This window comes from Spirillospora sp. NPDC047279 (assembly GCF_040643285.1).
GTDB lineage: Bacteria > Actinomycetota > Actinomycetes > Streptosporangiales > Streptosporangiaceae > Spirillospora.
This window is the reverse complement of record NZ_JBEYUA010000009.1, coordinates 288986-309795: the sequence shown is the minus strand read 5'-3', so window position 1 is coordinate 309795 and position 20810 is coordinate 288986. Positions and strand designations below refer to the sequence as shown.

The window sequence follows — 20810 nt, the reverse complement described above, 5'->3', positions numbered from 1 at the left end:
GACGTGGCGCCCCCTCCGGCCGGTCGTCCCGGACCGGCCGGAGGGAGTGTGCGCCGGGACGGCGGGTCAGTCGAACAGGCCGCCGATGCCGCCGCCGCGCTGCTGCCCGCCGCTCTCGGACGAGAGCCGCTGGCCGATCGTGCCGTGCAGCCGCCGCAGCCCGCTCGTGCCGAGCATGCCGACCTGGCCCTCCAGGTCGCGCAGGAGCGTGTCCTCGTTGGCCACCGCCTCCGACGACTGCATGAGCACCGTGCCCTGCCCGGTGAAGTCGAACTGGTGCTCCTCGCCCGAGGTGCCGCCGACGCCGAACACCTGCCGCGCCATCCCCATGACCCCGCGCATGTACGAGTGGTCGTAGTGGTGGCACGGCGAGGGGCAGTCGGCCCAGCCGAGCACCGCCTGCGGGTCGATCCTGATCGGCGGCTCGACGAAGTGCACCGGCCCGTTGGAGGCGGCGACGAACCGCCCGGTGCCGATCAGGGTCAGGAACCCGGGGATGATCGACTGCTTGAGCTCCAGGCCGGGCTCGAAGGCCAGCAGGTTGCCGGCGCGGACGGTGAGGTTGCCGTCGTCGAGGTCGAAGGAGTTGACGTCGAAGCCCCGGTCGGCGAGCAGCAGCTTGCCCTGGCCCGACGCCACGACCCAGTCGGCGGCGTAGAGCGGCGAGTGGAAGTTGGCCCGCACGAGCTGGTCGAGCGGGCCGGCCGACAGCGCCTCGAACTTGATCTGCCCGTAGTAGGCGATCATCTTGCCCTTCTGGGTGAACCACTGGCCGTTGAGGTCCACGCTGAAGGCGTAGGAGTTGACGTTGTCGTTCGCCGGCAGCGTCATCGGGTTGAACGTGGGCACCGACATCGTCAGATCTTCCTCTCGCTGGCCTGGACGTAGACCACGCCCTGGCCGCTCAGCTCCAGCTGGAAGCCCTCGCCCGAGCCCCGGCCGACCAGGTCGCGCAGCCCCATCGCGGTGGAGAGCTTGTTCTGGACCTGGCCGCGGTGCGCGACGTAGGCCTGGGGGTCGACGTGGACGGGGCGCTGCTGGGTGATCGGCATCTCGGTCACGCCGCCGTGCGACAACACCGCGCAGGATCCGTGGCCGGTGAGCGTGGTGGTGAACAGGCCCTGGCCGCTGACCGCGCCGCGGATCACGCCGCCGACGCCGCCCTGCTCGCCCATGAACATCGTGCCCGCCTGCAGGCTCGCGTCGTAGACCAGCAGCCGGTCGGCCTCGACGTAGAGGGTGTCGCCGGCGAGCTCGATGACCTGGACGTACAGGCCGTGCTGGCCGAACATGGCGCTGCCCTGCCCGGTGACGTGCATCAGCTCGGTGCGCTCGCCGGCCACCGCGCGGCCCAGGGTGCGCGTCATGCCCTGCCCGGCGGTGGAGGTCGGCGCGAAGTGCACCCGGCCGGTGTAGGCGAGCATGGCACCGCGCTTGCTGTAGACCTCCTGCCCCGGGCCGACCGGCACCTGGAGCATCTTGGAGTTGATCGAGGTGTATCCCGGCATCAGATCTCCAGAATTCCGCCGCCGCGCTCGGCGGGCTGGACGTAGACCAGGCCGTGCCCCTGGTAGCGGAACTGCACGCTCTCCCCCGAGCCCTGGCCCATCACGGTGCGCCAGTTGACGTCGGTGACGACGTCCTGCTGGAGCTGGCCGCGGTGCCCGACGTAGGCGTGCGGGTCGACGCACAGCGGCGTCCCCGGGCTCACCTCCAGCGCGATCGCCGGGCCGTCCGAGAGAATCGCCACCATGCCCTGGCCCTCCACCTTGGTGGTGGCCAGGCCCTGGCCGGTGCCCATCCCGCGGAGCCCGGTGAACTGCACGCCGGTCTGGAGCCGCCCGTCGAGGGCCAGCAGGCTCTCCGACTCGACGAAGAGCGTCTCCCCGTTGAGGGGCACGAGGGTGACCTCGGTCGCCTCGCTCGCCAGGAAGACCGTGCCCTGCCCGGTGATCTCCATGAGGGTCATGCCCTCGCCGGCGATGCGGCGCTTGAGCGCGCCGCGCAGCCCCTCACCGCCGCTCATCCCCTGCCGCTTGAACGTCATCTGCCCGTCGTAGGCGACCATCGACCCGTTCAAGGCCCGGATGGTCTCACCGGCCAGATCGACGGCCAGCATCTTCGAGCCGTTCAGTCTGAATTGCGCCACGAGGCCACAACATACCGGCCAGGACACGGCAAAGGGGCCGGTCCGGGGCTCGCCAGGAGAGGACCCGCGTGTTAGGCGTCCCATCCGTGCCCCGATCGGGAAAGATGTCTGCCATGTGGCTCGCCCCCGAACACCGCGGCATCGGCCGCTGGATCGCGCCCGGTCTCGCCCTCGCCGCCGGCGTGGTGGTCGCCGCCGTCCTGGCGGCCGACGGGCGCGGCGGCACCGCGCTCGTCGCCCTGGCCGTGCTGGCCGGATACGCCGCCCATCTCGCCTACCGGCGCAACGAGCCGGCCCTGCCCATCAGCGAGGGCTTCGGCAGCGGCTACCGGGCCCGCACCCACCTGAAGTCGGCGGCCATGACGGGCGACGTGCTCACCGCCGCCGTGGTGGCGGCCGTGGTCGTCCAGGGGCTGCGCGGCGCCGACGTCACCCCGTACGCCTGGCTGGCCGCGCTGGCCGGCGCCACCTACACGATCTCGGCGCTCGCGGGCGGCCGGGGCATCTGAGCCGGGCCGCCACCGGGCCGCCGCCGGGCCGCCACCGGGCCGCCACCGGGCCGGATCGCGGCCGACGAATTGTGCGTTAACTTCTGCTGACAACATCCCTTTTGTCATGATCACGACGGCATGATGCGGTTGTGTCAGCCCTCGAACTGCTCGTCCCGGCACGCGCCGTGTTCCAGCCGGTCGTCGACCTGGACACCGGCAACGTGATCGCCGTGGAGCCGCACACCGGCCCGCCCGAGGAGCCGGCCCCCCTCACCGGACCCGACCCCCTGGCCGGCCCGGACCCCTCGGCCGACGACCTGCGCCGCGCGGTGGACGCCGCCCGCGCCGCGGCCGAGCTCGGCACCCGCCTGCCGCTGACGATCGGGTTGCGCGCCGAGACGCTGGCGCTCGGCGACACGGCTCTCGGCGAACTCCACCAGGGCCTGCTCGACACCGGCCGCCGGCCGAGCGAGGTCATCATCTGCGTGAACGGAGGCTTCCCGCCGGCGCACCGCCAGGCGGTGAGCTCGGCCCTTCAGGCGCTGCGCCGGGCCGGATACCCGGTCGGGCTGGGCGGGCTCGGCGCCGCGCACGCGCCCCTGGACCTTCTCCTGGACGTCGCGCCCTACCTGATCAGGCTCGACCCCGGCCTCGCGCGCAGGACGGCGTCCGACCCGCGGCGCTCGGCGCTGGTGACCGCGCTGGTCGACCTCGCCCACCGCATCGGCACGCACGTGCTGGCGCCGGGGCTGGCCGACGAGGCGCAGATACTGCACGTGCGCGAGCTCGGCGTACGGCTGGTGCAGGGGCCGGCGCTGGCGCCGCCGGAGTGGCGGCCCGGCCAGCGGGTGAGGGTGCCGGTGACGGCGCGCGAGGAGCGCCACCCGGCCCCGCACGGGATCGACCTCGGGCCGCGGGTCTCGGAGTTCACGATGCCCGCGGCGGCGATGCCGATCACGGCGACCGCCGGCGACGTGCTCGACGCGCTGAACGCCGAGACCGGGACCACCAGCGTCGTCCTGGTGGACGACCACCAGCGGCCGCGCGCCACCGTCGACCGCACGCGCTTCCTGCTGAAGTTGTCGGGCGCCTACGGGCACGCCCTCCACGCGCACAAGCCCGCGCTGCGGCTCGCCGACGCGCCGCGCCTGGTGCCGCGGACCGTTCCCGCCATCGCCGCGCTGCGCGCCGCCGGGCGCGAGGACGACCGGGTCTACGACGACCTGGTCGTCACCGACGAGCTGGGACGTTGCATGGGGATCGTGCGGGTCGGCGACCTCATCCGCAGCCTTTCGCCCTGATGGACGACCCCTGGCCCGCGAGGCGCTGAGATCGTCTCTGCGACGTCAGGAGCCGGAAGGTGACCCGGAGTCACTGATCGACCCGGAAAAGCCGCCAGCGGCCGTCTCCTGCGCGAGGATGGCCGCCTGGACCCGGCTGCGCAGTCCCAGCTTGCCGAGGATCCGGCTCACGTGCGTCTTGGTGGTGGTCTCGGCCATCTCCAGGCGCGCCGCGATCTCGCCGTTGGACAGGCCCTCCCCCAGGCAGGCGAACACCTCGCGCTCGCGCGGCGTCAGGTCGCCCAGCCCCGGCGGCCCGGCGGGCGCCGCGCCCCGCCGGCCCGCGAACGCGCCGATCAGGCGCCGGGTCACCTGCGGCGCCAGGATCCCCTCCCCCGCCGCCACCGTGCGGACGGCCTCCACCAGGTGGTCGGCGTCGACGTCCTTGAGCAGGAACCCCGCCGCGCCCGCCCGCATCGCGCCGAAGACGTACTCGTCCATGTCGAACGTCGTCAGCACCAGGACGTCGGCGACCCCGGCGAGCTCCTGGGTGGCGGAGATGCCGTCCAGCTTGGGCATGCGGATGTCCATGAGGACCACGTCCGGGCGCAGGTGCCGGGCCTGCGCCACGGCCTCCTCGCCGTCGGCGGCCTCGCCCGCCACGACGATGTCGGGCGCCGCGTTCAGGATCAGCACCAGGCCGGCGCGGACCGCCGCCTGGTCGTCGGCCACCAGCACCTTGATCAAGGTCTCTCCCTGTCGCCGAGCGGGAGCTCGGCGCGCACCCGCCAGTGATCTCCGTCGGGGCCCGCGTCGAAGTCCCCGCCCAGCATGGTCGCGCGCTCGCGCATCCCGATCAGGCCGCTGCCCGAGCCCGGCAGCCGCGGCCCGGCCCGGCCGAGCGGGCTGTCGACGGTGATCCTGACGCTGTCCGGGCGGTGCTCCACGAGCACCTCGACCCGCCCGGAGGCGCCGTGCTTGAGCGCGTTGGTCAACGATTCCTGCACGATGCGGTAGGCGGCCAGCTCCACCGGCGCGGGCAGTTCGGGGGCCTCGCCGACCACCCGCAGGCCCGCCTTCATGTCGCTGCGGGCGGTGTGCGCGACCAGCCGGTCGAGCCCCTCCAGCCGCGGCACCGCGGCCGCGTCGGCGGTGCCGTCGGCGTCGCCGTCGCGCAGCAGCCCGATCATGCGCCGCATCTCGGCGAGCCCCTGGACGCTGTTCTCCCGGATCACCGCCATGGCCCGGTTGACGCCCTCCCGGTCCAGGTCGCTGACCTTGAGCACCGCCGACGAGTGCAGCGCCACGGCGCTGAGGTGGTTGGCGATGACGTCGTGCAGCTCGCGGGCCATCCGGGCACGTTCGGCGTTGACCGCCGCCTGCCGGTCCATCTCCGACAGGCGGGCCATCTGGACCGCCCGCTGCCGCTCCATGTCGGCGCGGTCGCGGTGCTCGCGGACGACCATCGCGGTCAGCACCGGACCCACCCAGCCGACCCCGGCCAGCGCGGCGATCACGACGGCGCCGCGGAACGAGCCGGACAGCAGGCCGATCGCGCCGCCGGCGGCGAGCGAGGCCGCCGTGGTGAGCCCCAGCAGCCACGCCGCGGCGCGCTTGGGCCCGTACAGGCTCGCCGCGTAGAGCGCGTCACCATAGATCATCAGGGTGGCCAGCGACGGCCCGAGCGCCACGTCGGCGAAGTTGGCGGGCGTGGCGACCAGCAACCCGATCATCGGGTGGGTGCGCCGGAACAACATCCCCGCGCACAGCACTGCCAGCGGCACGAACCGCAGGCCCACCGGGGTGTCGGTCCAGTTCTCGTAACCACGCACGAGGATCAGCACCGCGCCGCCGGCGAAGGCCGCGGCGGCCAGCAGCACGTCCTGGCGGGTGGTGAATCGCACGTTCCCTATCTCAGCATCCTCCCGGCGGTCCTCGGGTCCACCCCGGTGAGGGTCCCGCGTACATCGTTCGGACGACCCCCGATCTCCGCCCTGCCGCCGACGATTCCGGCGGTCCCAGGGTGGAGGCTTGAACCATGTTGCTCGCAGTCATCGCCGCATGTGAGATCGGTTTCTGGCTCGTCCTGGCGGCCGGGCTCTCCGCCCGCTACCTGCTCAGGAGGCCCAGGCTCGGCGCGTTCCTGCTGATCTGCGTCCCGCTCGTCGACGTCGTGCTCATCACCGCCACGGTGATCGACCTCCGCGGCGGCGGTACCGCGGACTTCACCCACGGCCTGGCCGCGGCCTACCTCGGCTACTCGGTCGCGTTCGGCCACGGCATGGTCCGCTGGGCCGACCAGCGGTTCGCCCACCGCTTCGCGGGCGGCCCGCCGCCCACTCCCAAGCCCAAGTACGGCATGGCCCGCGCCAGGTACGAGTGGCGCGAGTTCGGCAAGGCCGCCATCGCCTGGGCGATCGGCTGCGGCATCCTGCTCGCCATGATCACGATGGTCGGCGACGCCGACCGCACCGAGGCCCTGTACGGCTGGATGGGGCGCCTGAGCGTCGTCCTGGCCATCTGGGCGATCTGGCCGGTCAGCCACACCCTGTGGCCCTCCAAGCCCAAGCCCGGCCAGGAGATCCCCGTCGAGCCCGCCGAGCCGGCGGCACGAGGCTGACGACCGGCGGGCGCCCGCTCCAGAGGCGGCCGCCGGGCGACGACCGCGCGGGCGACGACGAAGGCCCCGTCCTCGGACGGGGCCTTTCGTACGCGTGGTGCGGGTGCGGGTCAGACGTTGAAGCCGAGGGCCCGGAGCTGGTCGCGGCCCTCGTCGGTGATCTTGTCGGGGCCCCACGGCGGGAGCCAGACCCAGTTGAGCTTGACGTCCTTGACCAGGCCCTCCAGCGCGCTGTGCGCCTGGTCCTCGATCACGTCGGTGAGCGGGCAGGCGGCGCTGGTCAGGGTCATGTCGATGGTGGCGATCTCGTCGGCCAGGTTGATGCCGTAGATCAGGCCGAGGTCGACGACGTTGATGCCGAGCTCGGGGTCGACGACGTCCTTGAGCGCCTCGAGGACCTCCTCCTCGGCGGCGGTGGTCGCCACGGCGCCGCCCTCGGCGGCGGTCTCCGGAGCGGTGTCCGGGGTGGCGGCGGTCTCCGGCGTGTCAGTCATGATGCCTCTCCGAGAGCGCGGGCGGTCGCGTCCTTCCACGCCATCCAGGCGAGCAGGGCGCACTTGATGCGGGCGGGGTACTTGGACACCCCGGTGAAGGCGACGGCGTCCTCCAGGACGTCCTCGTCCGGCTCGGCCTGGCCGCGCGACTGCATCAGCGCGAGGAACTCGTCGCCGATCGTCATCGCCTCCTTGACCGGCTTGCCGATGATGAGGTCGCTCATCACCGACGCGCTGGCCTGGCTGATCGAGCAGCCCATGGCGTCGTACGAGACGTCCGCGACGACGGCGTCCTGCCCCTCGCCCTCGAGGTGCACGCGCAGCGTCACCTCGTCACCGCAGGTCGGGTTGACGTGGTGCGCCTCGCCCTCGTACGGCTCCCGCAGCCCCTTGTTGTGGGGGTTGCGGTAATGATCCAGGATGACCTCCTGGTACATCGCCTCGAGCTGCATGTCGTCCTTTTTCGTCGTGCTTCCTGCAGGGGACTTCCTCGTACAACAGCCGGGTGGATCAGGCTGTTCCGAAGAACTTCTGGGCCTGCCTGACACCCTCGGTGAGCGCGTCGATGTCGGACAGGGTGTTGTAGACGTAGAAGGTCGCCCGGGTGGTGGCCGGGATCCCGAACCGGCGGCAGATCGGCCACGCGCAGTGGTGCCCGACCCGGATCGCCACGCCCAGCTCGTCGAGCACCTGGCCGACGTCGTGCGGGTGGATCTCGTCGACGGTGAACGACACCGCGCCGCCGCGCGCCTCGGTGCTGACGGGCCCGATGATCCTGACGCCGGGGATCTCGCCGAGGCGCTCCAGCGAGTAGGCGATCAGCGCCTCCTCGTGGGCGTGCACCCGGTCCATCCCGATCTCGGACAGGTAGTCGCAGGCCGCGCCGAGGCCGATCGCCTGCGCGGTCATCGGCACGCCGGCCTCGAACCGCTGCGGCGGCGGCATGAAGGTGGAGCCCTCCATGCGCACGACCTCGATCATGGAACCGCCGGTGATGAACGGCGGCATGACGTCGAGCAGCTCGCGCCGCCCCCAGAGCACGCCGATGCCGGTCGGGCCGAGCATCTTGTGCCCCGAGAACACCAGGAAGTCGGCGCCCAGGTCGCGCACGTCGACCGGCTGGTGCGGCACCGACTGGGCGCCGTCGAGCAGGACCAGCGCGCCGACCTGGCGGGCGCGCGCCGCGATCAGCTCGACCGGCGGGACGGTGCCGAGCACGTTGGACTGGTGGGTGAGCGCGACCAGCCTGGTGCGCTCGTTGACGATCGTGTCGAGCTCGCCGAGGTCGAGCCGGCCGTCGTCGGTCAGGCCGAACCAGCGCAGCGTGGCGCCGGTCCGGTGGCAGAGCTGCTGCCAGGGCACCAGGTTGGCGTGGTGCTCCATCTCGGTGACGACGATCTCGTCGCCGGGGCCGACCCGGAACCGTTCGGCCTCGGGCCCCGCGGTCGCCGCGTTGCTCATCGCGTACGCGACGAGGTTGATGCCCTCGGTCGCGTTCTTGGTGAACACGATCTCGCCGGGCACGCCCCCGATGAACGTGGCGATCTTGATGCGCGCGTTCTCGTACGCCTCCGTCGCCTCCTCGGCGAGCAGGTGCGCGCCGCGGTGGGGCGCGGCGTTGTGCCGCTCGTAGAACTCCCGCTCGGCGTCCAGCACCTGGACCGGCTTCTGCGAGGTCGCCCCGGAGTCGAGGTAGACCAGCTCGCGTCCGCCGCGCACGGTGCGGGTCAGGATCGGGAAGTCCTTCTTGAGCTCCTCGGGGAGCAGGGTCATGACGACGCGCCCGCCTTCGCGTACTTCTCGTAGCCCTCGTTCTCCAGCTGGTCGGCCAGCTCGGGGCCGCCCTCCTCGACGATGCGGCCGGCGGCGAAGACGTGCACGAAGTCGGGCTTCACGTAGCGCAGGATGCGGGTGTAGTGGGTGATCAGCAGCACGCCGGTGTCGTCGCGCGCGCCGAACCGGTTGACGCCCTCGGAGACGACCTTGAGCGCGTCGACGTCGAGGCCCGAGTCGGTCTCGTCCAGGATGGCGATCTTGGGCTTGAGCATCTCCAGCTGGAGGATCTCGTGCCGCTTCTTCTCACCGCCGGAGAAGCCCTCGTTGAGGCTGCGCTGGGCGAACGACGGGTCGATCGACAGGTTCTGGAGCGCCTGCTTCAGATCCTTGGAGAACTCGCGCAGCTTGGGCGCCTCGCCGCGGACGGCGGTGACGGCCGAGCGCAGGAAGTTGGAGACCGAGACGCCGGGCACCTCGACCGGGTACTGCATCGCCAGGAAGAGCCCGGCGCGGGCGCGCTCGTCGACGCTCATCTCCAGGACGTCCTCGCCGTCGAGCGTCACGGCGCCGCCGGTGACCTCGTACTTGGGGTGTCCCGCGATGGCGTAGGCGAGCGTGGACTTGCCGGAGCCGTTGGGCCCCATGATCGCGTGGGTCTCGCCGGCCTTCACGGTCAGGTCGACCCCGCGCAGGATCTCCTTGGTCCCGTCCGTGCCGTCGGCGACGGAGACGTGGAGGTCGCGGATCTCAAGCGTGGCCATATCTATGTTGCTCTCTCGTAGTGTCAGTCGTCGGAGCCGAGCGAGACGTAGACGTCGCCGTCCTCGACCTTGACCTTGTAGGTGGCGACCGGCTGCGTGGCCGGCGGGTTGGTGGGCTTGCCGGTGCGCAGGTCGAAGCACGACCCGTGCAGCCAGCACTCGATGGTGCCGTCGTAGACCTCGCCCTCGGAGAGCGAGACCTCGGCGTGCGAGCAGATGTCACTGAGCGCGAAGACGCCCTCGCCGGAACGCACGAGGGCGACCGGGGTGTCGTCGATCTCGACGGCCATGGCCCCGTCACCCGGGATCTCCGCCAGCGGGCACACCTTGACGAACGCCATCAGCCGCGCGCTCCCTGCTCGAGCTCGGCCTCGATGGCCTCCTGCACCTTCTCCCGGACCTCGTCGACCTCGATGCGCTCGATGAGCTGGCCGAGGAAGCCGCGCACCACCATGCGCCGGGCCTCGTCGAACGGGATGCCGCGGGCCTGGAGGTAGAACAGGTGCTCGTCGTCGAGCCGGCCGGACGCCGAGGCGTGGCCCGCGCCGGCGACCTCACCGGTGAGGATCTCCAGGTTGGGCACCGAGTCGACGCGCGTGCCGTCGGTCAGCACCAGGTTGCGGTTGAGCTCGTAGGTGTCGGTGCCCTCGGCCTCGGCCCGGATGATCACGTCGCCGATCCAGACGGCGTGCGCGTCCTGGTCCTGCAGCGCGCCGCGGTAGTCGACGCGGCTGCGGCAGCTGGGCACGACGTGGTCGACCAGGAGGCGGTGCTCCAGGTGCTGGCCGCCGTCGGCGAAGTAGACGCCGTAGAGCTCGGCGTCGCCGCCGGGCGCGTCGTAGACGACCGACGGCGAGATCCGCACGACGTCGCCGCCGAGGCTGATGTTGTGGCTGACGAACCGTGCGTCCCTGGCCAGCTTGGCGTGCTGGTGGGAGACGTGCACGGCGTCGTCGGCCCAGTCCTGGAGGCTGATCACCGACAGGTGGGCGCCGTCGCCGACGACGAACTCGACGTTGTCGGCGTAGGTGGCGCTGCCGTGGTGGCTGAGCACGACCGTGGCCTGGGCGAACGGCTCCAGGATCACGGTGGTGTGGCCGTAGGCGGCGGAAGAGGAGTCCTCGCCGCGCGTCCGGATCACGGTCGGGGAGGACGCGACCGTCTCCTTCGGCACCGTCACGACGGTGGCCTGGGAGAACGAGGCATATGCCTGCGCACTCACGCGGTCTGAAGGCACGTAGGCCCGGCCGAGGCGCGGGTCATCACGACCCACGCGCTCGACCTTCACCTCGGGCGCCGCCTCGATCTCGACGATGACCGGGTCACCCCCACCTTCGTGGGGAGCAGTGCCGTTGTGCAGGCCGCGGAGGCGGCGCAGCGGGGTGAACCGCCACTCCTCCTCGCGGCCGGTCGGCACCTCGAAATCGGCGACGTCGTAGGAGCCCTTCTCGTGCAGAGTCGAGAGAGGCCGTTCGTCCAGGCCCATCAGCCGACGGCTCCTTCCATCTGCAGTTCGATGAGCCGGTTGAGCTCGAGCGCGTACTCCATGGGCAGCTCGCGCGCGATGGGCTCGACGAACCCGCGCACGATCATCGCCATCGCCTCGTCCTCGGTCATGCCGCGGCTCATCAGGTAGAACAGCTGGTCCTCCGACACCTTGGAGACGGTGGCCTCGTGGCCCATCTCCACGTCGTCCTCGCGGACGTCGACATAGGGGTAGGTGTCGGACCGGCTGATCTGGTCGACCAGCAGCGCGTCGCACTTGACCGTGGACTTGGAGTGGGCGGCGCCCTCCTGGACCTGGACCAGCCCGCGGTAGGACGTGCGGCCGCCGCCGCGCGCCACCGACTTGGAGATGACCGAGCTGGAGGTGCGGGGCGCGGCGTGCACCATCTTGGCGCCGGCGTCCTGGTGCTGGCCCTCGCCCGCGAAGGCGATGGACAGCGTCTCGCCCTTGGCGTGCTCGCCGAGCAGGTAGACGGCCGGGTACTTCATGGTGACCTTGGAGCCGATGTTGCCGTCGACCCACTCCATGGTGGCGCCCTCGTAGGCGACGGCGCGCTTGGTCACCAGGTTGTAGACGTTGTTGGACCAGTTCTGGATGGTCGTGTAGCGGACGCGGGCGTCCTTCTTCACGACGATCTCGACGACCGCCGAGTGCAGCGAGTCGGACTTGTAGATCGGCGCGGTACAGCCCTCGACGTAGTGCACGTACGAGCCCTCGTCCGCGATGATCAGCGTGCGCTCGAACTGGCCCATGTTCTCGGTGTTGATCCGGAAGTAGGCCTGGAGCGGGATCTCGACGTGCACGCCCGGCGGCACGTAGATGAACGAGCCGCCCGACCACACGGACGTGTTGAGCGCGGCGAACTTGTTGTCGCCCACCGGGATCACCGAGCCGAAGTACTCCTGGAAGATCTCCGGGTGCTCCTTGAGGCCGGTGTCGGTGTCGAGGAAGATGACGCCCTTCTCCTCGAGGTCCTCACGGATCTTGTGATAGACGACCTCCGACTCGTACTGGGCGGCCACACCGGCCACGAGGCGCTGCTTCTCGGCCTCGGGGATGCCCAGCTTGTCGTAGGTGTTCTTGATGTCCTCGGGGAGCTCCTCCCAGGAAGCGGCCTGCTTCTCGGTGGAGCGGACGAAGTACTTGATGTTGTCGAAGTCGATGGCCGACAGGTCCGAGCCCCAGCTGGGCATCGGCTTCTTGTCGAACAGCCGCAGCCCCTTGAGGCGCAGGTCGAGCATCCAGTCGGGCTCGCCCTTCTTGCCGGAGATGTCGCGGACGACATCCTCGTTCAGGCCACGGCGCGCGGACGCGCCGGCCTCATCCGAGTCGGCCCAGCCGAACTTGTACTTGTCAAGCCCTTCCAGCTCGGGGTGGGCTGCCGTAGTCATAGGGAGGTCCTCCCGGACTCCTCGTTTGCGGTGTTCTGACCGTCCTCCCCCTCAGCGTCCCCTCCGCAGAGGGACCGGGGGCTGACGTGGGTGGTGCAGATCCCGTCGCCGTGGGCGATCGTCGCCAGGCGCTGCACCGGGGTGCCCAGCAACCTGCTGAACGCCTCGGTCTCGGCCTCGCACAGCTGCGGGAACTCGGCGGCCACGTGCGCGACGGGGCAGTGGTGCTGGCACAACTGCTCGCCCCACGACTCGCCGGACACGGCCTTGGACACGGCCTTGGGGGCCTTGGCCGCCGCCGCGGCGTAGCCGTCGGCCGACAGGGCCTCGGCCAGCCTGCGCACCCGCTGGTGGGGCGGGGCGCCCTGGACGACCGGCAGGTAGCGGCGCTCCAGGTCGGCGATCTGCCGCCGGGCGAACTCGGCCACCGCCCGCTCCCCCGCCGTCTCGGCGAGGAATCGCAGGGCGCTGGTCGCCAGGTCGTCATAGGCGTGCACGAAGGCGTTGCGCCCGGCGTCGGTGATCACGAACCACTTGGCCGGACGCCCCCGTCCGCGCTGCCCCTGCGGCCGGGACCTGCGGGTCTCGACCTCGATCATGTCCTCCGCGAGGAGGGCGTCCAGGTGCCGGCGGATGGCGGCCGGGGTGAGTCCCATCCGGTCCCCCAGCGAGGACGCGGTGATGGGACCGTGCTCGAGGACGAGCCGGGCCACGCGCGCGCGGGTGTCGCGCTCGCCGTGGCCGGCGTTCGACGGCACGCCGGCGGGCCGCGCGGAGGCGGCCTTCGGGGCGCTCGTCGTCTCGCTCACGTATTTCACAACATCAGTGTGCCGTAATTCCTTCCCGAGGAACAAACGAATCCTGATGTCGTCAATCACGCAGGTTAGCCTTACCTAACCTGCGAATATGGCGATTCCGGGACGGTTCGGACCGCGTCTCCTGGAACGCCGCGACGGCACACTCTATGCCCACCACGAGATCGTCAGCGGGTCGCCGTGCCACGTGGCAGGACCAGGACCGGGCAGGTCGCCGCCCGGACGATCTTGCCCGAGCTCTCGCCGAGGAAGACCTTGCGGAGCGGGCCGTCGTGGCTGGACATGCACGCGAGCACCTCGCCGGGCAGCGTCTCCAGGTTGCCGAGCGTCTTGCTGATCCCGGTGCCCAGCAGCGCCTCGGTGGTGACCTCGGCGTCGCCGGAGATGAGGCCCGCGGCGTGGTCCAGGTCCTTCTCGGCCTGGTCCAGCTGCCGCCGCATCACCTCGTCGGCGTTGCGGAACTTGGCGGCCAGGCCCGGCGGCCGCAGGACCAGCGTGACGAGCCGGATCGGCAGGTCCAGCGACCGGGCCAGTTCCGCGGCCGCCCGCAGCGCGGGCTCGGTCGCCGGGCGCCGCCAGTAGGCGATCGTCAGCCGCTCGAACTTCTTGGGCGCGTCCTCGGCGTAGCCGCGCGGCGCCAGCAGGACCGGCACGGGCGACCCGTGCAGCAGCTGGTCGGCGGTGCTGCCGATGGCGATCCGGCCGCGGCGCCCGCGCGGCGCCGATCCGACCACGACCAGTCCCGCGTCGGCGTCTCTGGCCACCTCCAGGAGGCCCCGCCCGCTGCCGCGGTTGGCCGCCACGACGAAGTCGACGTCCTTCTTGGGCACCCCGCTGAGGCGCTCCCCCGCCTGCTTGAGCGCGAGCTGCGCCTGCTCCTCCAGGTAGGCGATCCATTCGGCGTCCACCGAGCCGGGGCCGCGGGCCGGCCACGCGGGCGGATGGACGTTGGCGACGGTCAGATGCGCCCCGGCCGTCCGGACCACCAGGCACGCCAGGGCCAGGGCGTCGTCGCCGCGGTCGTCGGGCGAATATCCGGTGAGAACTCGTAGATCGGTCATCCCAGCCCCTTTCGCGCCAGGTTGGAGTGTCGATGTCCATAGGCGAAATAGGCCGCCAGCCCGACCGCGCTCCAGATCAGGAAGACCACCCAGGTGATCGTGTCGAGCCCGTACATCAGGTAAACGCAGAAACCGACGCCCAGAATCGGCGTGATCGGGAACAGCGGGGTGCGGAAACTGCGCGGCATGTCGGGCCGGCTCCGGCGCAGCACGATCACGCCGAGATTGACCAGGGCGAACGCGAACAGCGTGCCGATGCTGGTGGCCTCGGCGAGCTGGCCGAGCGGCACGACCGCCGCCAGCACCGAGACGAAGACGCAGACGATGAGCGTGTTGTAGACCGGGACCTGCGTGCGGCTGACCCGCTCGAAGACCTTCGGGATGAGGCCGTCGCGCGACATCGCGAACAGGATGCGCGTCTGCCCGTACAGGACGGTCAGCACCACGGTGCCCATGGAGATGACCACGCCGAACGACAGGATGAGCGCCGCCCACCTGGCGTTGCCGGTGGCCAGGTTCAGCACGTCCGCCAGCGAGGTGTTGGAGTTGAAGTCCTGCCAGGGCATGGCGCCGACCGCGGCGATCCCGACCAGCACGTAGATCGCGGTCACGATCAGCAGCGAGAGCAGGATGGCCAGCGGCAGGTCGCGCTTGGGGTTCTTGGCCTCCTCGCCGGCCGTCGAGGCGGCGTCGAAGCCGATGTAGGAGAAGAACACCTTCGAGCCGGCCGCGCTGATCCCCGCCCAGCCCATGGGCGCGAAGTCGGAGAAGTGGCCGGTGTCGAACGCGGTGAACGCCACGAAGCAGAAGAAGCCCAGCACCGCGATCTTGAGCATCACCATGATGGTGTTGGCGGTGGCGCTCTCGGACGTGCCCCTCAGCAGCAGGAGCGTGGCCAGGACGACGATGACGACGGCGGGCAGGTTGATCACGCCGCCGCTGTCACCCGGCGAGTGGCTGATCGCGGCCGGCATGCTGAAGCCGAACGCCGACTCGAAGAACTCGTTGAGGTAGCCGCCCCAGCTGGAGGCCACCGCCGACACCGACACCGCGTACTCCAGCAGCAGGCACCAGCCGCAGACCCAGGCGACGAGCTCGCCCATGGTGGCGTAGGTGTAGGAGTACGAGGAGCCGGAGACCGGGATGGTGCCGGCCAGTTCCGCGTACGACAGCGCGGAGAACAGCGCCGTCACCGCCGCCAGCGCGAACCCGAGGACGACCGCGGGCCCGGCGACCGGAACCGCCTGGCCGAGCACGAAGAAGATGCCCGTGCCGAGCGTGGCGCCGACGCTGAAGAGCGTCAGCTGGAGCAGGCCCATCGTGCGCTTGAGCTCGCCGCCCGAACCCTGCCCGCCCTCTTTGATGATCTGGTCGACCGGTTTGGTCCTGAACAGGCCGCGCAGCGGCGAGCCCCGCCCGGGCCCCGATGTCGTTCCCGTGGTCACGCTTCCCCCGTTTTCGCGTCCGTCTGGATGGCCGGCCGGTCAGAGCGTGCTGGTGAGCGGCCAGGAGGCGTTCGGGGTCACGATCGTGCCCGCGGTGCCGTCGACGATCTGCATGCACTGGTCGAGCCTGCCGATCGCGGCCATGTCACCGGTCGTCTCCACGAAGCCGCAGACGGCGTCGATCTTCGGCCCCATGGAGCCGGCCGGGAACTCCTCGGCGCGCAGCTCGTGCGGCGTGGTGTGCTTGATGTCCTCCTGCTTCGGCGTGCCGAAGTGGCGCATCACGCGCGGCACGTCGGTGAGGATGAGGAAGGCGTCCGCCTCCAGCGTCTCGGCCAGGAGCGCGGCGGTCAGGTCCTTGTCGATGACCGCCTCGGTGCCCTCCAGCTGGCCCACGTCGTTACGGAAGACCGGGATGCCGCCGCCGCCCGCGCAGATCACGACCGTGCCGGCGCGCACCTGCTGGCGGATCAGCCGGGTCTCGATGACCCGCTGCGGCTTGGGCGAGGGCACCACGCGGCGCCAGTAGTCGCCGTCCTCCTTGACCGTCCAGCCGTACTCCTTGGCCAGCTTCTGGGCCTCGTCCTTGGAGTAGACCTGCCCGACGAACTTGGTCGGGTCGTCGAACGCCGGGTCGACGGCCGACACCAGGGTCTGGGTGACCAGCGCGAGCACCTGGCGGCCCGGCAGGGCGTTCTGGAGGGCCTGGAGCATCCAGTAGCCGATCATGCCCTGGGTCTCGGCGCCGATGGTGTCCAGCGGGTACGGCCTGGACAGGTTGGGGTCGTTGATGCTCTGCAGCGCGAGCACCCCCACCTGCGGGCCGTTCCCGTGCGTGATGATGAGCTCGTGCTCGGCCGCCAGCGGGGCCAGCGACTTGACCGCGGTCATGACGTTGGCCCGCTGGGTCTCGGCGTCGGGCTTGTCACCGCGCTCCATGAGCGCGTTCCCCCCGAGCGCGACGACGACGCGCATGGTGTTCCTCCCCCGTCCGCCCCGGCTCAGCCGAGCGTGGCGACCATGATCGCCTTGATGGTGTGCATGCGGTTCTCGGCCTCGTCGAAGACGATCGACGCGTCGGACTCGAAGACGTCCTCGGTGACCTCGAGCGCGTCCATGCCGGTGTGCTCGTAGATCTCCTCGCCGACCGCGGTCTCGCGGTTGTGGAAGGCCGGCAGGCAGTGCATGAACTTGGCGTCCGGGTTGCCGGTCGCCTTCATGACCTTCGAGTTGACCTGGTACTTCTTGAGCATCTTGATGCGCTCGTCCCACACGTCCTTGGGCTCGCCCATGGAGACCCAGACGTCGGTGAGGACGAAGTCGGCGCCCTTGACGCCCTCGTTCACCTTCTCGGTGATGGTGATGGTGGCGCCGGTCTTGGCCGCCACCTCCCTGGCCGGCTTGACGACCATGTCCTGGTCGGGCCACAGGGCCTTGGGCGCGACGATCCGCACGTCCATGCCCATCAGCGCGCCCGCGGCGATGTAGGAGTTGGCCATGTTGAAGCGGGCGTCGCCCAGGTAGGCGAAGGTCATCTGGCTGAGCGGCTTGTCGTTGTGCTCGCGCATGGTGAGCTGGTCGGCCAGCATCTGGGTGGGGTGCCACTCGTCGGTCAGGCCGTTCCAGACCGGCACACCGGAATACTCGGCGAGGTCCTCGACCGCCTGCTGGCTCTTGCCGCGGAACTCGATGCCGTCGAACATCCGGCCCAGCACCCGGGCGGTGTCCTTGATCGACTCCTTGTGGCCGATCTGGGAGCCGCTGGAGTCCAGGTAGGTGACGTGCGCGCCCTGGTCGTGCGCGCCCACCTCGAACGCGCAGCGGGTGCGGGTCGAGGTCTTCTCGAAGATGAGGGCGATGTTCTTGCCCCTGAGGTGCTGGTTCTCGGTGCCCGCGTACTTGGCCTTCTTCAGGTCGGCCGACAGGTCGAGCAGGAACTTCCACTCCTTGGGCGTGAAGTCCAGCTCCTTGAGGAAGCTGCGCCCGCGCAGGTTGAACGCCATGGTCGGTCCACTCCGTTTGGTGATGAGACAGGTGTCGGGTCGGGCGCGGCCGGTCAGGCGTCGCGCTCCATCGGGCAGCTCATGCAGCGGGGGCCGCCACGGCCCCGGCCGAGCTCGCTGCCGCGGATGGTGAGGACCTCGACGCCGTTCTGGCTGAGGAAGTTGTTGGTGGTGGTGTTGCGCTCGTAGGCGACGACGACGCCCGGCTCGATGGCCAGCACGTTGGAGCCGTCGTCCCACTGCTCGCGCTCGGCGGCGAACACGTCCTGGGTGGCGGTGAGCACCTTGATCTCGTCCAGGCCGAGCGCCTGCCCGATCGCCGTGTGCATGTCCTCGGCCGCGTGGTCGGTGACCTTGAGCTCCTTCTCGTTGTCACCGGGCTCGACCGTGTAGGACGGCAGCATGCCCATGCCGGCGTACTTGGTGAAGACGCCGTGGTCGACCATCGTCATGACGGTGTCCAGGTGCATGAACGCGCGCTTCTGCGGCATCTGCAGCGCGACGATCCGCTCGGCCGCGCCCTTGGCGAACAGCGACTGGGCGAGCATCTCCACGGCCTGCGGCTGGGTGCGCTCGCTCATGCCCACCAGCACCGCGCCCTTGCCGATGACCAGGACGTCGCCGCCCTCGATGGTGGCCGGGGCCATCGCGGTGCCCTCGTTCCACACGTTGAAGCCGCCGGAGTCGGGCGTGCCGTAGCCGTCGGCGTACAGCGGGTGCCACTTGTAGATGGCCTCCATGTTGACGGTCTCGCGCATGCGGGCCTTCTTGCGCATCGCGTTGATCGAGACGCCGTTGTAGACCCAGCACGAGGTGTCGCGGGTGAACAGGTGGTTGGGCAGCGGCGGCAGGATGAAGTCGTCCATCTCCAGCGAGTGGAACGCGATCGACTTGGGCTCCTGCATGTGGTCGAGCAGCTCGCGCTTGGTGATGCCGCCGATGAGGTACGACCCGAGGTCCTTGAGGTTCATCGCGTCGAACGCGTTGCGGATCGCGTCGGTCGACAGCGGGCCGAACCAGTGCGGGTCGATGACGTAGTCGAGGATGTGCTTCCTGGCCTCGGGGATGTCGATCGTCTCGCGCAGCAGGTCGAGCAGCAGGTGCACCTTGATGCCGCGCGAGCGCAGCAGGTTCTGGAACTCCTCGTGCTCCTCGCCCGCCCGCTGGACCCAGAGCACGTCGTCGAACAGCAGGTCGGCGGCGTTGGTCGGGGTGAGGCGCTTGAGCGACAGCTCCGGCTTGTGGACGAGCACCTGGCGCAGCTTGCCGACCTCTGAATCGACATGGAAAGTCATGCGTTGCTCCTCGATGGTTGAACACGCTCAGTGGTTGAGCGGGGAGAAAGTGATGGCGGCCGGTGACGGCAGCGCCGCGCGTCAGGACCCCGGTCCGGCCGGGCCCGGGCCCGGCGGCGGGCCGTCGGAGGGCCCGGCGGGCGGGCCTCCCGGGGGCGGCTCCGTGCCGGTCCCCGTGCCCATGCCCGTCCCTGGGCCGCCGGTCGCGAGCGCCGGGCTCGGCGCCGTCTCGCGCGCCCCGTACTCCCCGCGCGTGGCCTTGGTCCAGATGAAGACCGGGACGCCGACCAGCAGGGCGAGGACGCCGAGCATCACGGCCTGCTCGCCGGACCCGTAGACGATCCAGGCGGAGAACAGCAGCGCCAGCCCGGCCATGGTCAGGTCCCTGGCCATGCGCGCCTTGTTGACCTCGCGACCCCCCGTGACCAGCCAGAACAGCTGCGCGCCGGCGGAGAAGAAGTAGGGGATCGCGGTGGTGAACGAGGCGAGGTAGAGGATGTCGTTGAACCCGCTCTCCGAGCCCAGGTAGGCGTACAGGAGCATGAGCGAGGTCAGGATGGTGCCGACGATGATCCCCACCGTGGGCGCGTCGCGCTTGGACAGCCGGCCGAAGACCTTGGGGAACATCCCGTCGCGGGCCGCGGCCATCGGCATCTCGGCGACGAGCATCGTCCAGCCGTTCAGCGCGCCGATGCCGGAGATGATCGCGCAGGCGGCCATCAGCCCGCCGCCGATGCTGCCCCCGAACATGTTGTTGATCGCGTCGGCGAACGGGGCGGACGAGTTCGCCAGCGCCCCGGAGGGCACGTTCCCGAAGACCGCGACGGTGGCGAGCATGTACATGGCCGCGCAGGCCAGGACGCCGTAGACGCTGGCCTTGCCGATGTTGCGCGCCGGGTTCTTGATGCGCTCGGCGACGATCGTCACGCTCTCCATGCCGGAGTAGGCGAAGAGGATGAGCCCCGCCGCGGCCGAGATGGCGGCCAGGAACGAGGTGCCCTCGACGTTGAAGGCCGGGAAGTTCGCCGACGACATGAAGAACAGGCCGACGATGCCCACGAACAGCAGCGGGATGAACTTCAGCACGGTGGTGACGAGCTGGAACGCGCCGATGTTCTTGACGCCGCTCAGGTTGATGAGCGCGGGAATCCAGAGCCCGACCAGGCCGATGAGCAGTTTGCCGCCGGTGCTGTCCCACTTGAGGAAGTAATTGACGTAGCCGACCCAGGCGAACGCGATGGCGGCGTTTCCGATCCAGGCCGTCAGCCAGAACGACCAGGCGGTCCAGAAGCCCATGAATTCGCCGAACGCGTCCCGCGCGTAGGCGTAGGGCCCGCCGCTCGCCGGAATGCGCCCGCCGAGTTTGCCGAACACGATGGCCAGCGCGACCGCGCCGATCGTCACCAGCCCGAAGACCAGGATGCTGATCGTGCCGATGGCGGCGAGCGAGGCCGGGAGCAGGAAGATTCCCGTGCCGACGATGTTGCCGACGACCAGCGCGACGGACGCAGGGAGCCCGAGCTTCGCGCCGCCGACCTCTTCGGCGACGTCGCCCTGTGGGTCACGCGCACCGGACTTGGTCAGTTCAGCGGCTTCCCACGCCGCTTTAGGCTCTCCCATTCGTCCCCCCGACAGAAGCAAGAAGCCCGCGTCACCGACAAGGCGCTGGCGACAATCTCGGATTACCCGTGGGCTTATCGCGTAAAACGCGATCTTCGAATG

Annotated in this window: 22 protein-coding genes; 3 read left to right on the top strand and 19 right to left on the bottom strand. The window is 70.5% G+C overall.

Annotation, left to right across the window (positions count from 1 at the left end; genetic code table 11):
* Nucleotides 1-66: 66 nt before the first annotated feature.
* From ABZ810_RS24635 to ABZ810_RS24625, 3 genes are read right to left on the bottom strand one after another with little or no spacing between them, the layout of a single operon-like run.
* Complete coding sequence (locus ABZ810_RS24635) at nt 67-855, bottom strand: AIM24 family protein (protein WP_358406841.1); 789 nt, start codon at nt 853-855, stop codon at nt 67-69.
* Nucleotides 856-857: 2 nt separating this feature from the next.
* The gene (locus tag ABZ810_RS24630; protein WP_358406839.1) at nt 858-1508 is read right to left on the bottom strand and encodes an AIM24 family protein; all 651 of its coding nucleotides are present in this window, start codon (nt 1506-1508) and stop codon (nt 858-860) included.
* Entirely contained in the window at nt 1508-2149 is a 642-nt protein-coding gene (locus ABZ810_RS24625; RefSeq protein ID WP_358406837.1) for an AIM24 family protein, read from the bottom strand. The genes ABZ810_RS24630 and ABZ810_RS24625 overlap by 1 nt, the downstream gene beginning before the upstream one ends.
* A gap of 113 nt (nt 2150-2262) precedes the next feature.
* Between ABZ810_RS24625 and ABZ810_RS24620 the strand changes: the two genes are divergently transcribed.
* On the top strand, nt 2263-2658 hold the full coding sequence (locus ABZ810_RS24620) for an ABC transporter permease (protein WP_358406834.1): 396 nt from the start codon (nt 2263-2265) through the stop codon (nt 2656-2658).
* Nucleotides 2659-2789: 131 nt separating this feature from the next.
* A complete protein-coding gene (locus tag ABZ810_RS24615) occupies nt 2790-3941 on the top strand; it encodes an EAL domain-containing protein (RefSeq protein WP_358406832.1) in 1152 nt (383 codons plus the stop codon).
* 45 nt (nt 3942-3986) lie between these two features.
* Here the strand turns inward: ABZ810_RS24615 and ABZ810_RS24610 are convergent, their stop codons facing one another.
* The gene (locus tag ABZ810_RS24610; protein ID WP_358406830.1) at nt 3987-4667 is read right to left on the bottom strand and encodes a response regulator transcription factor; all 681 of its coding nucleotides are present in this window, start codon (nt 4665-4667) and stop codon (nt 3987-3989) included.
* The gene (locus ABZ810_RS24605; RefSeq protein ID WP_358406828.1) at nt 4664-5824 is read right to left on the bottom strand and encodes a histidine kinase; all 1161 of its coding nucleotides are present in this window, start codon (nt 5822-5824) and stop codon (nt 4664-4666) included. Before ABZ810_RS24605 ends, ABZ810_RS24610 begins: the two co-directional genes overlap by 4 nt.
* 134 nt (nt 5825-5958) lie before the next feature.
* On the opposite strand from ABZ810_RS24605, the gene ABZ810_RS24600 reads away from it, so the two are divergent.
* Nucleotides 5959-6540 (top strand): hypothetical protein, encoded by a 582-nt coding sequence (locus ABZ810_RS24600; protein WP_358406826.1) that lies wholly within the window; start codon nt 5959-5961, stop codon nt 6538-6540.
* Nucleotides 6541-6650: 110 nt separating this feature from the next.
* Here ABZ810_RS24600 and ABZ810_RS24595 read toward each other — a convergent pair whose 3' ends face one another.
* The 14 genes from ABZ810_RS24595 to ABZ810_RS24530 all read right to left on the bottom strand — a co-directional run bounded on the left by ABZ810_RS24595 (nt 6651) and on the right by ABZ810_RS24530 (nt 20708).
* A complete protein-coding gene (locus ABZ810_RS24595) occupies nt 6651-7034 on the bottom strand; it encodes a metal-sulfur cluster assembly factor (protein ID WP_358406824.1) in 384 nt (127 codons plus the stop codon).
* Nucleotides 7031-7486: a Fe-S cluster assembly sulfur transfer protein SufU gene (sufU, locus tag ABZ810_RS24590; protein WP_358406822.1), complete on the bottom strand. Its 456-nt coding sequence runs from the start codon at nt 7484-7486 to the stop codon at nt 7031-7033. Before sufU ends, ABZ810_RS24595 begins: the two co-directional genes overlap by 4 nt.
* Nucleotides 7487-7544: 58 nt before the next feature.
* A complete protein-coding gene (locus ABZ810_RS24585; RefSeq protein ID WP_358406820.1) occupies nt 7545-8807 on the bottom strand; it encodes a cysteine desulfurase in 1263 nt (420 codons plus the stop codon).
* Nucleotides 8804-9571 carry a Fe-S cluster assembly ATPase SufC gene (gene sufC, locus ABZ810_RS24580; protein ID WP_358406819.1) on the bottom strand — a complete coding sequence of 256 codons (768 nt, stop codon included), beginning with the start codon at nt 9569-9571 and terminating at the stop codon, nt 8804-8806. Before sufC ends, ABZ810_RS24585 begins: the two co-directional genes overlap by 4 nt.
* 23 nt (nt 9572-9594) lie before the next feature.
* Complete coding sequence (locus ABZ810_RS24575) at nt 9595-9912, bottom strand: non-heme iron oxygenase ferredoxin subunit (RefSeq protein ID WP_358406817.1); 318 nt, start codon at nt 9910-9912, stop codon at nt 9595-9597.
* Nucleotides 9912-11057, bottom strand: coding sequence for a Fe-S cluster assembly protein SufD (sufD, locus tag ABZ810_RS24570; RefSeq protein ID WP_358406815.1), 1146 nt, complete (start codon nt 11055-11057; stop codon nt 9912-9914). The genes ABZ810_RS24575 and sufD overlap by 1 nt, the downstream gene beginning before the upstream one ends.
* Nucleotides 11057-12469: a Fe-S cluster assembly protein SufB gene (gene sufB / locus ABZ810_RS24565; protein WP_358406812.1), complete on the bottom strand. Its 1413-nt coding sequence runs from the start codon at nt 12467-12469 to the stop codon at nt 11057-11059. Before sufB ends, sufD begins: the two co-directional genes overlap by 1 nt.
* Complete coding sequence (locus ABZ810_RS24560) at nt 12466-13227, bottom strand: metalloregulator ArsR/SmtB family transcription factor (protein WP_358407067.1); 762 nt, start codon at nt 13225-13227, stop codon at nt 12466-12468. The genes sufB and ABZ810_RS24560 overlap by 4 nt, the downstream gene beginning before the upstream one ends.
* Nucleotides 13228-13451: 224 nt before the next feature.
* The gene (locus ABZ810_RS24555; protein ID WP_358406811.1) at nt 13452-14345 is read right to left on the bottom strand and encodes a universal stress protein; all 894 of its coding nucleotides are present in this window, start codon (nt 14343-14345) and stop codon (nt 13452-13454) included.
* Nucleotides 14342-15790 carry an amino acid permease gene (locus ABZ810_RS24550; protein WP_358406809.1) on the bottom strand — a complete coding sequence of 483 codons (1449 nt, stop codon included), beginning with the start codon at nt 15788-15790 and terminating at the stop codon, nt 14342-14344. The genes ABZ810_RS24555 and ABZ810_RS24550 overlap by 4 nt, the downstream gene beginning before the upstream one ends.
* Before the next feature lie 39 nt (nt 15791-15829).
* Nucleotides 15830-16765 carry a carbamate kinase gene (gene arcC / locus ABZ810_RS24545; RefSeq protein WP_358406806.1) on the bottom strand — a complete coding sequence of 312 codons (936 nt, stop codon included), beginning with the start codon at nt 16763-16765 and terminating at the stop codon, nt 15830-15832.
* A 26-nt stretch (nt 16766-16791) separates the two neighbouring features.
* Complete coding sequence (argF, locus tag ABZ810_RS24540) at nt 16792-17793, bottom strand: ornithine carbamoyltransferase (protein WP_358406803.1); 1002 nt, start codon at nt 17791-17793, stop codon at nt 16792-16794.
* A 53-nt stretch (nt 17794-17846) separates the two neighbouring features.
* The gene (locus ABZ810_RS24535) at nt 17847-19088 is read right to left on the bottom strand and encodes an arginine deiminase (RefSeq protein ID WP_358406801.1); all 1242 of its coding nucleotides are present in this window, start codon (nt 19086-19088) and stop codon (nt 17847-17849) included.
* 81 nt (nt 19089-19169) lie between these two features.
* A complete protein-coding gene (locus tag ABZ810_RS24530; protein ID WP_358406798.1) occupies nt 19170-20708 on the bottom strand; it encodes an amino acid permease in 1539 nt (512 codons plus the stop codon).
* Nucleotides 20709-20810: the final 102 nt, after the last annotated feature.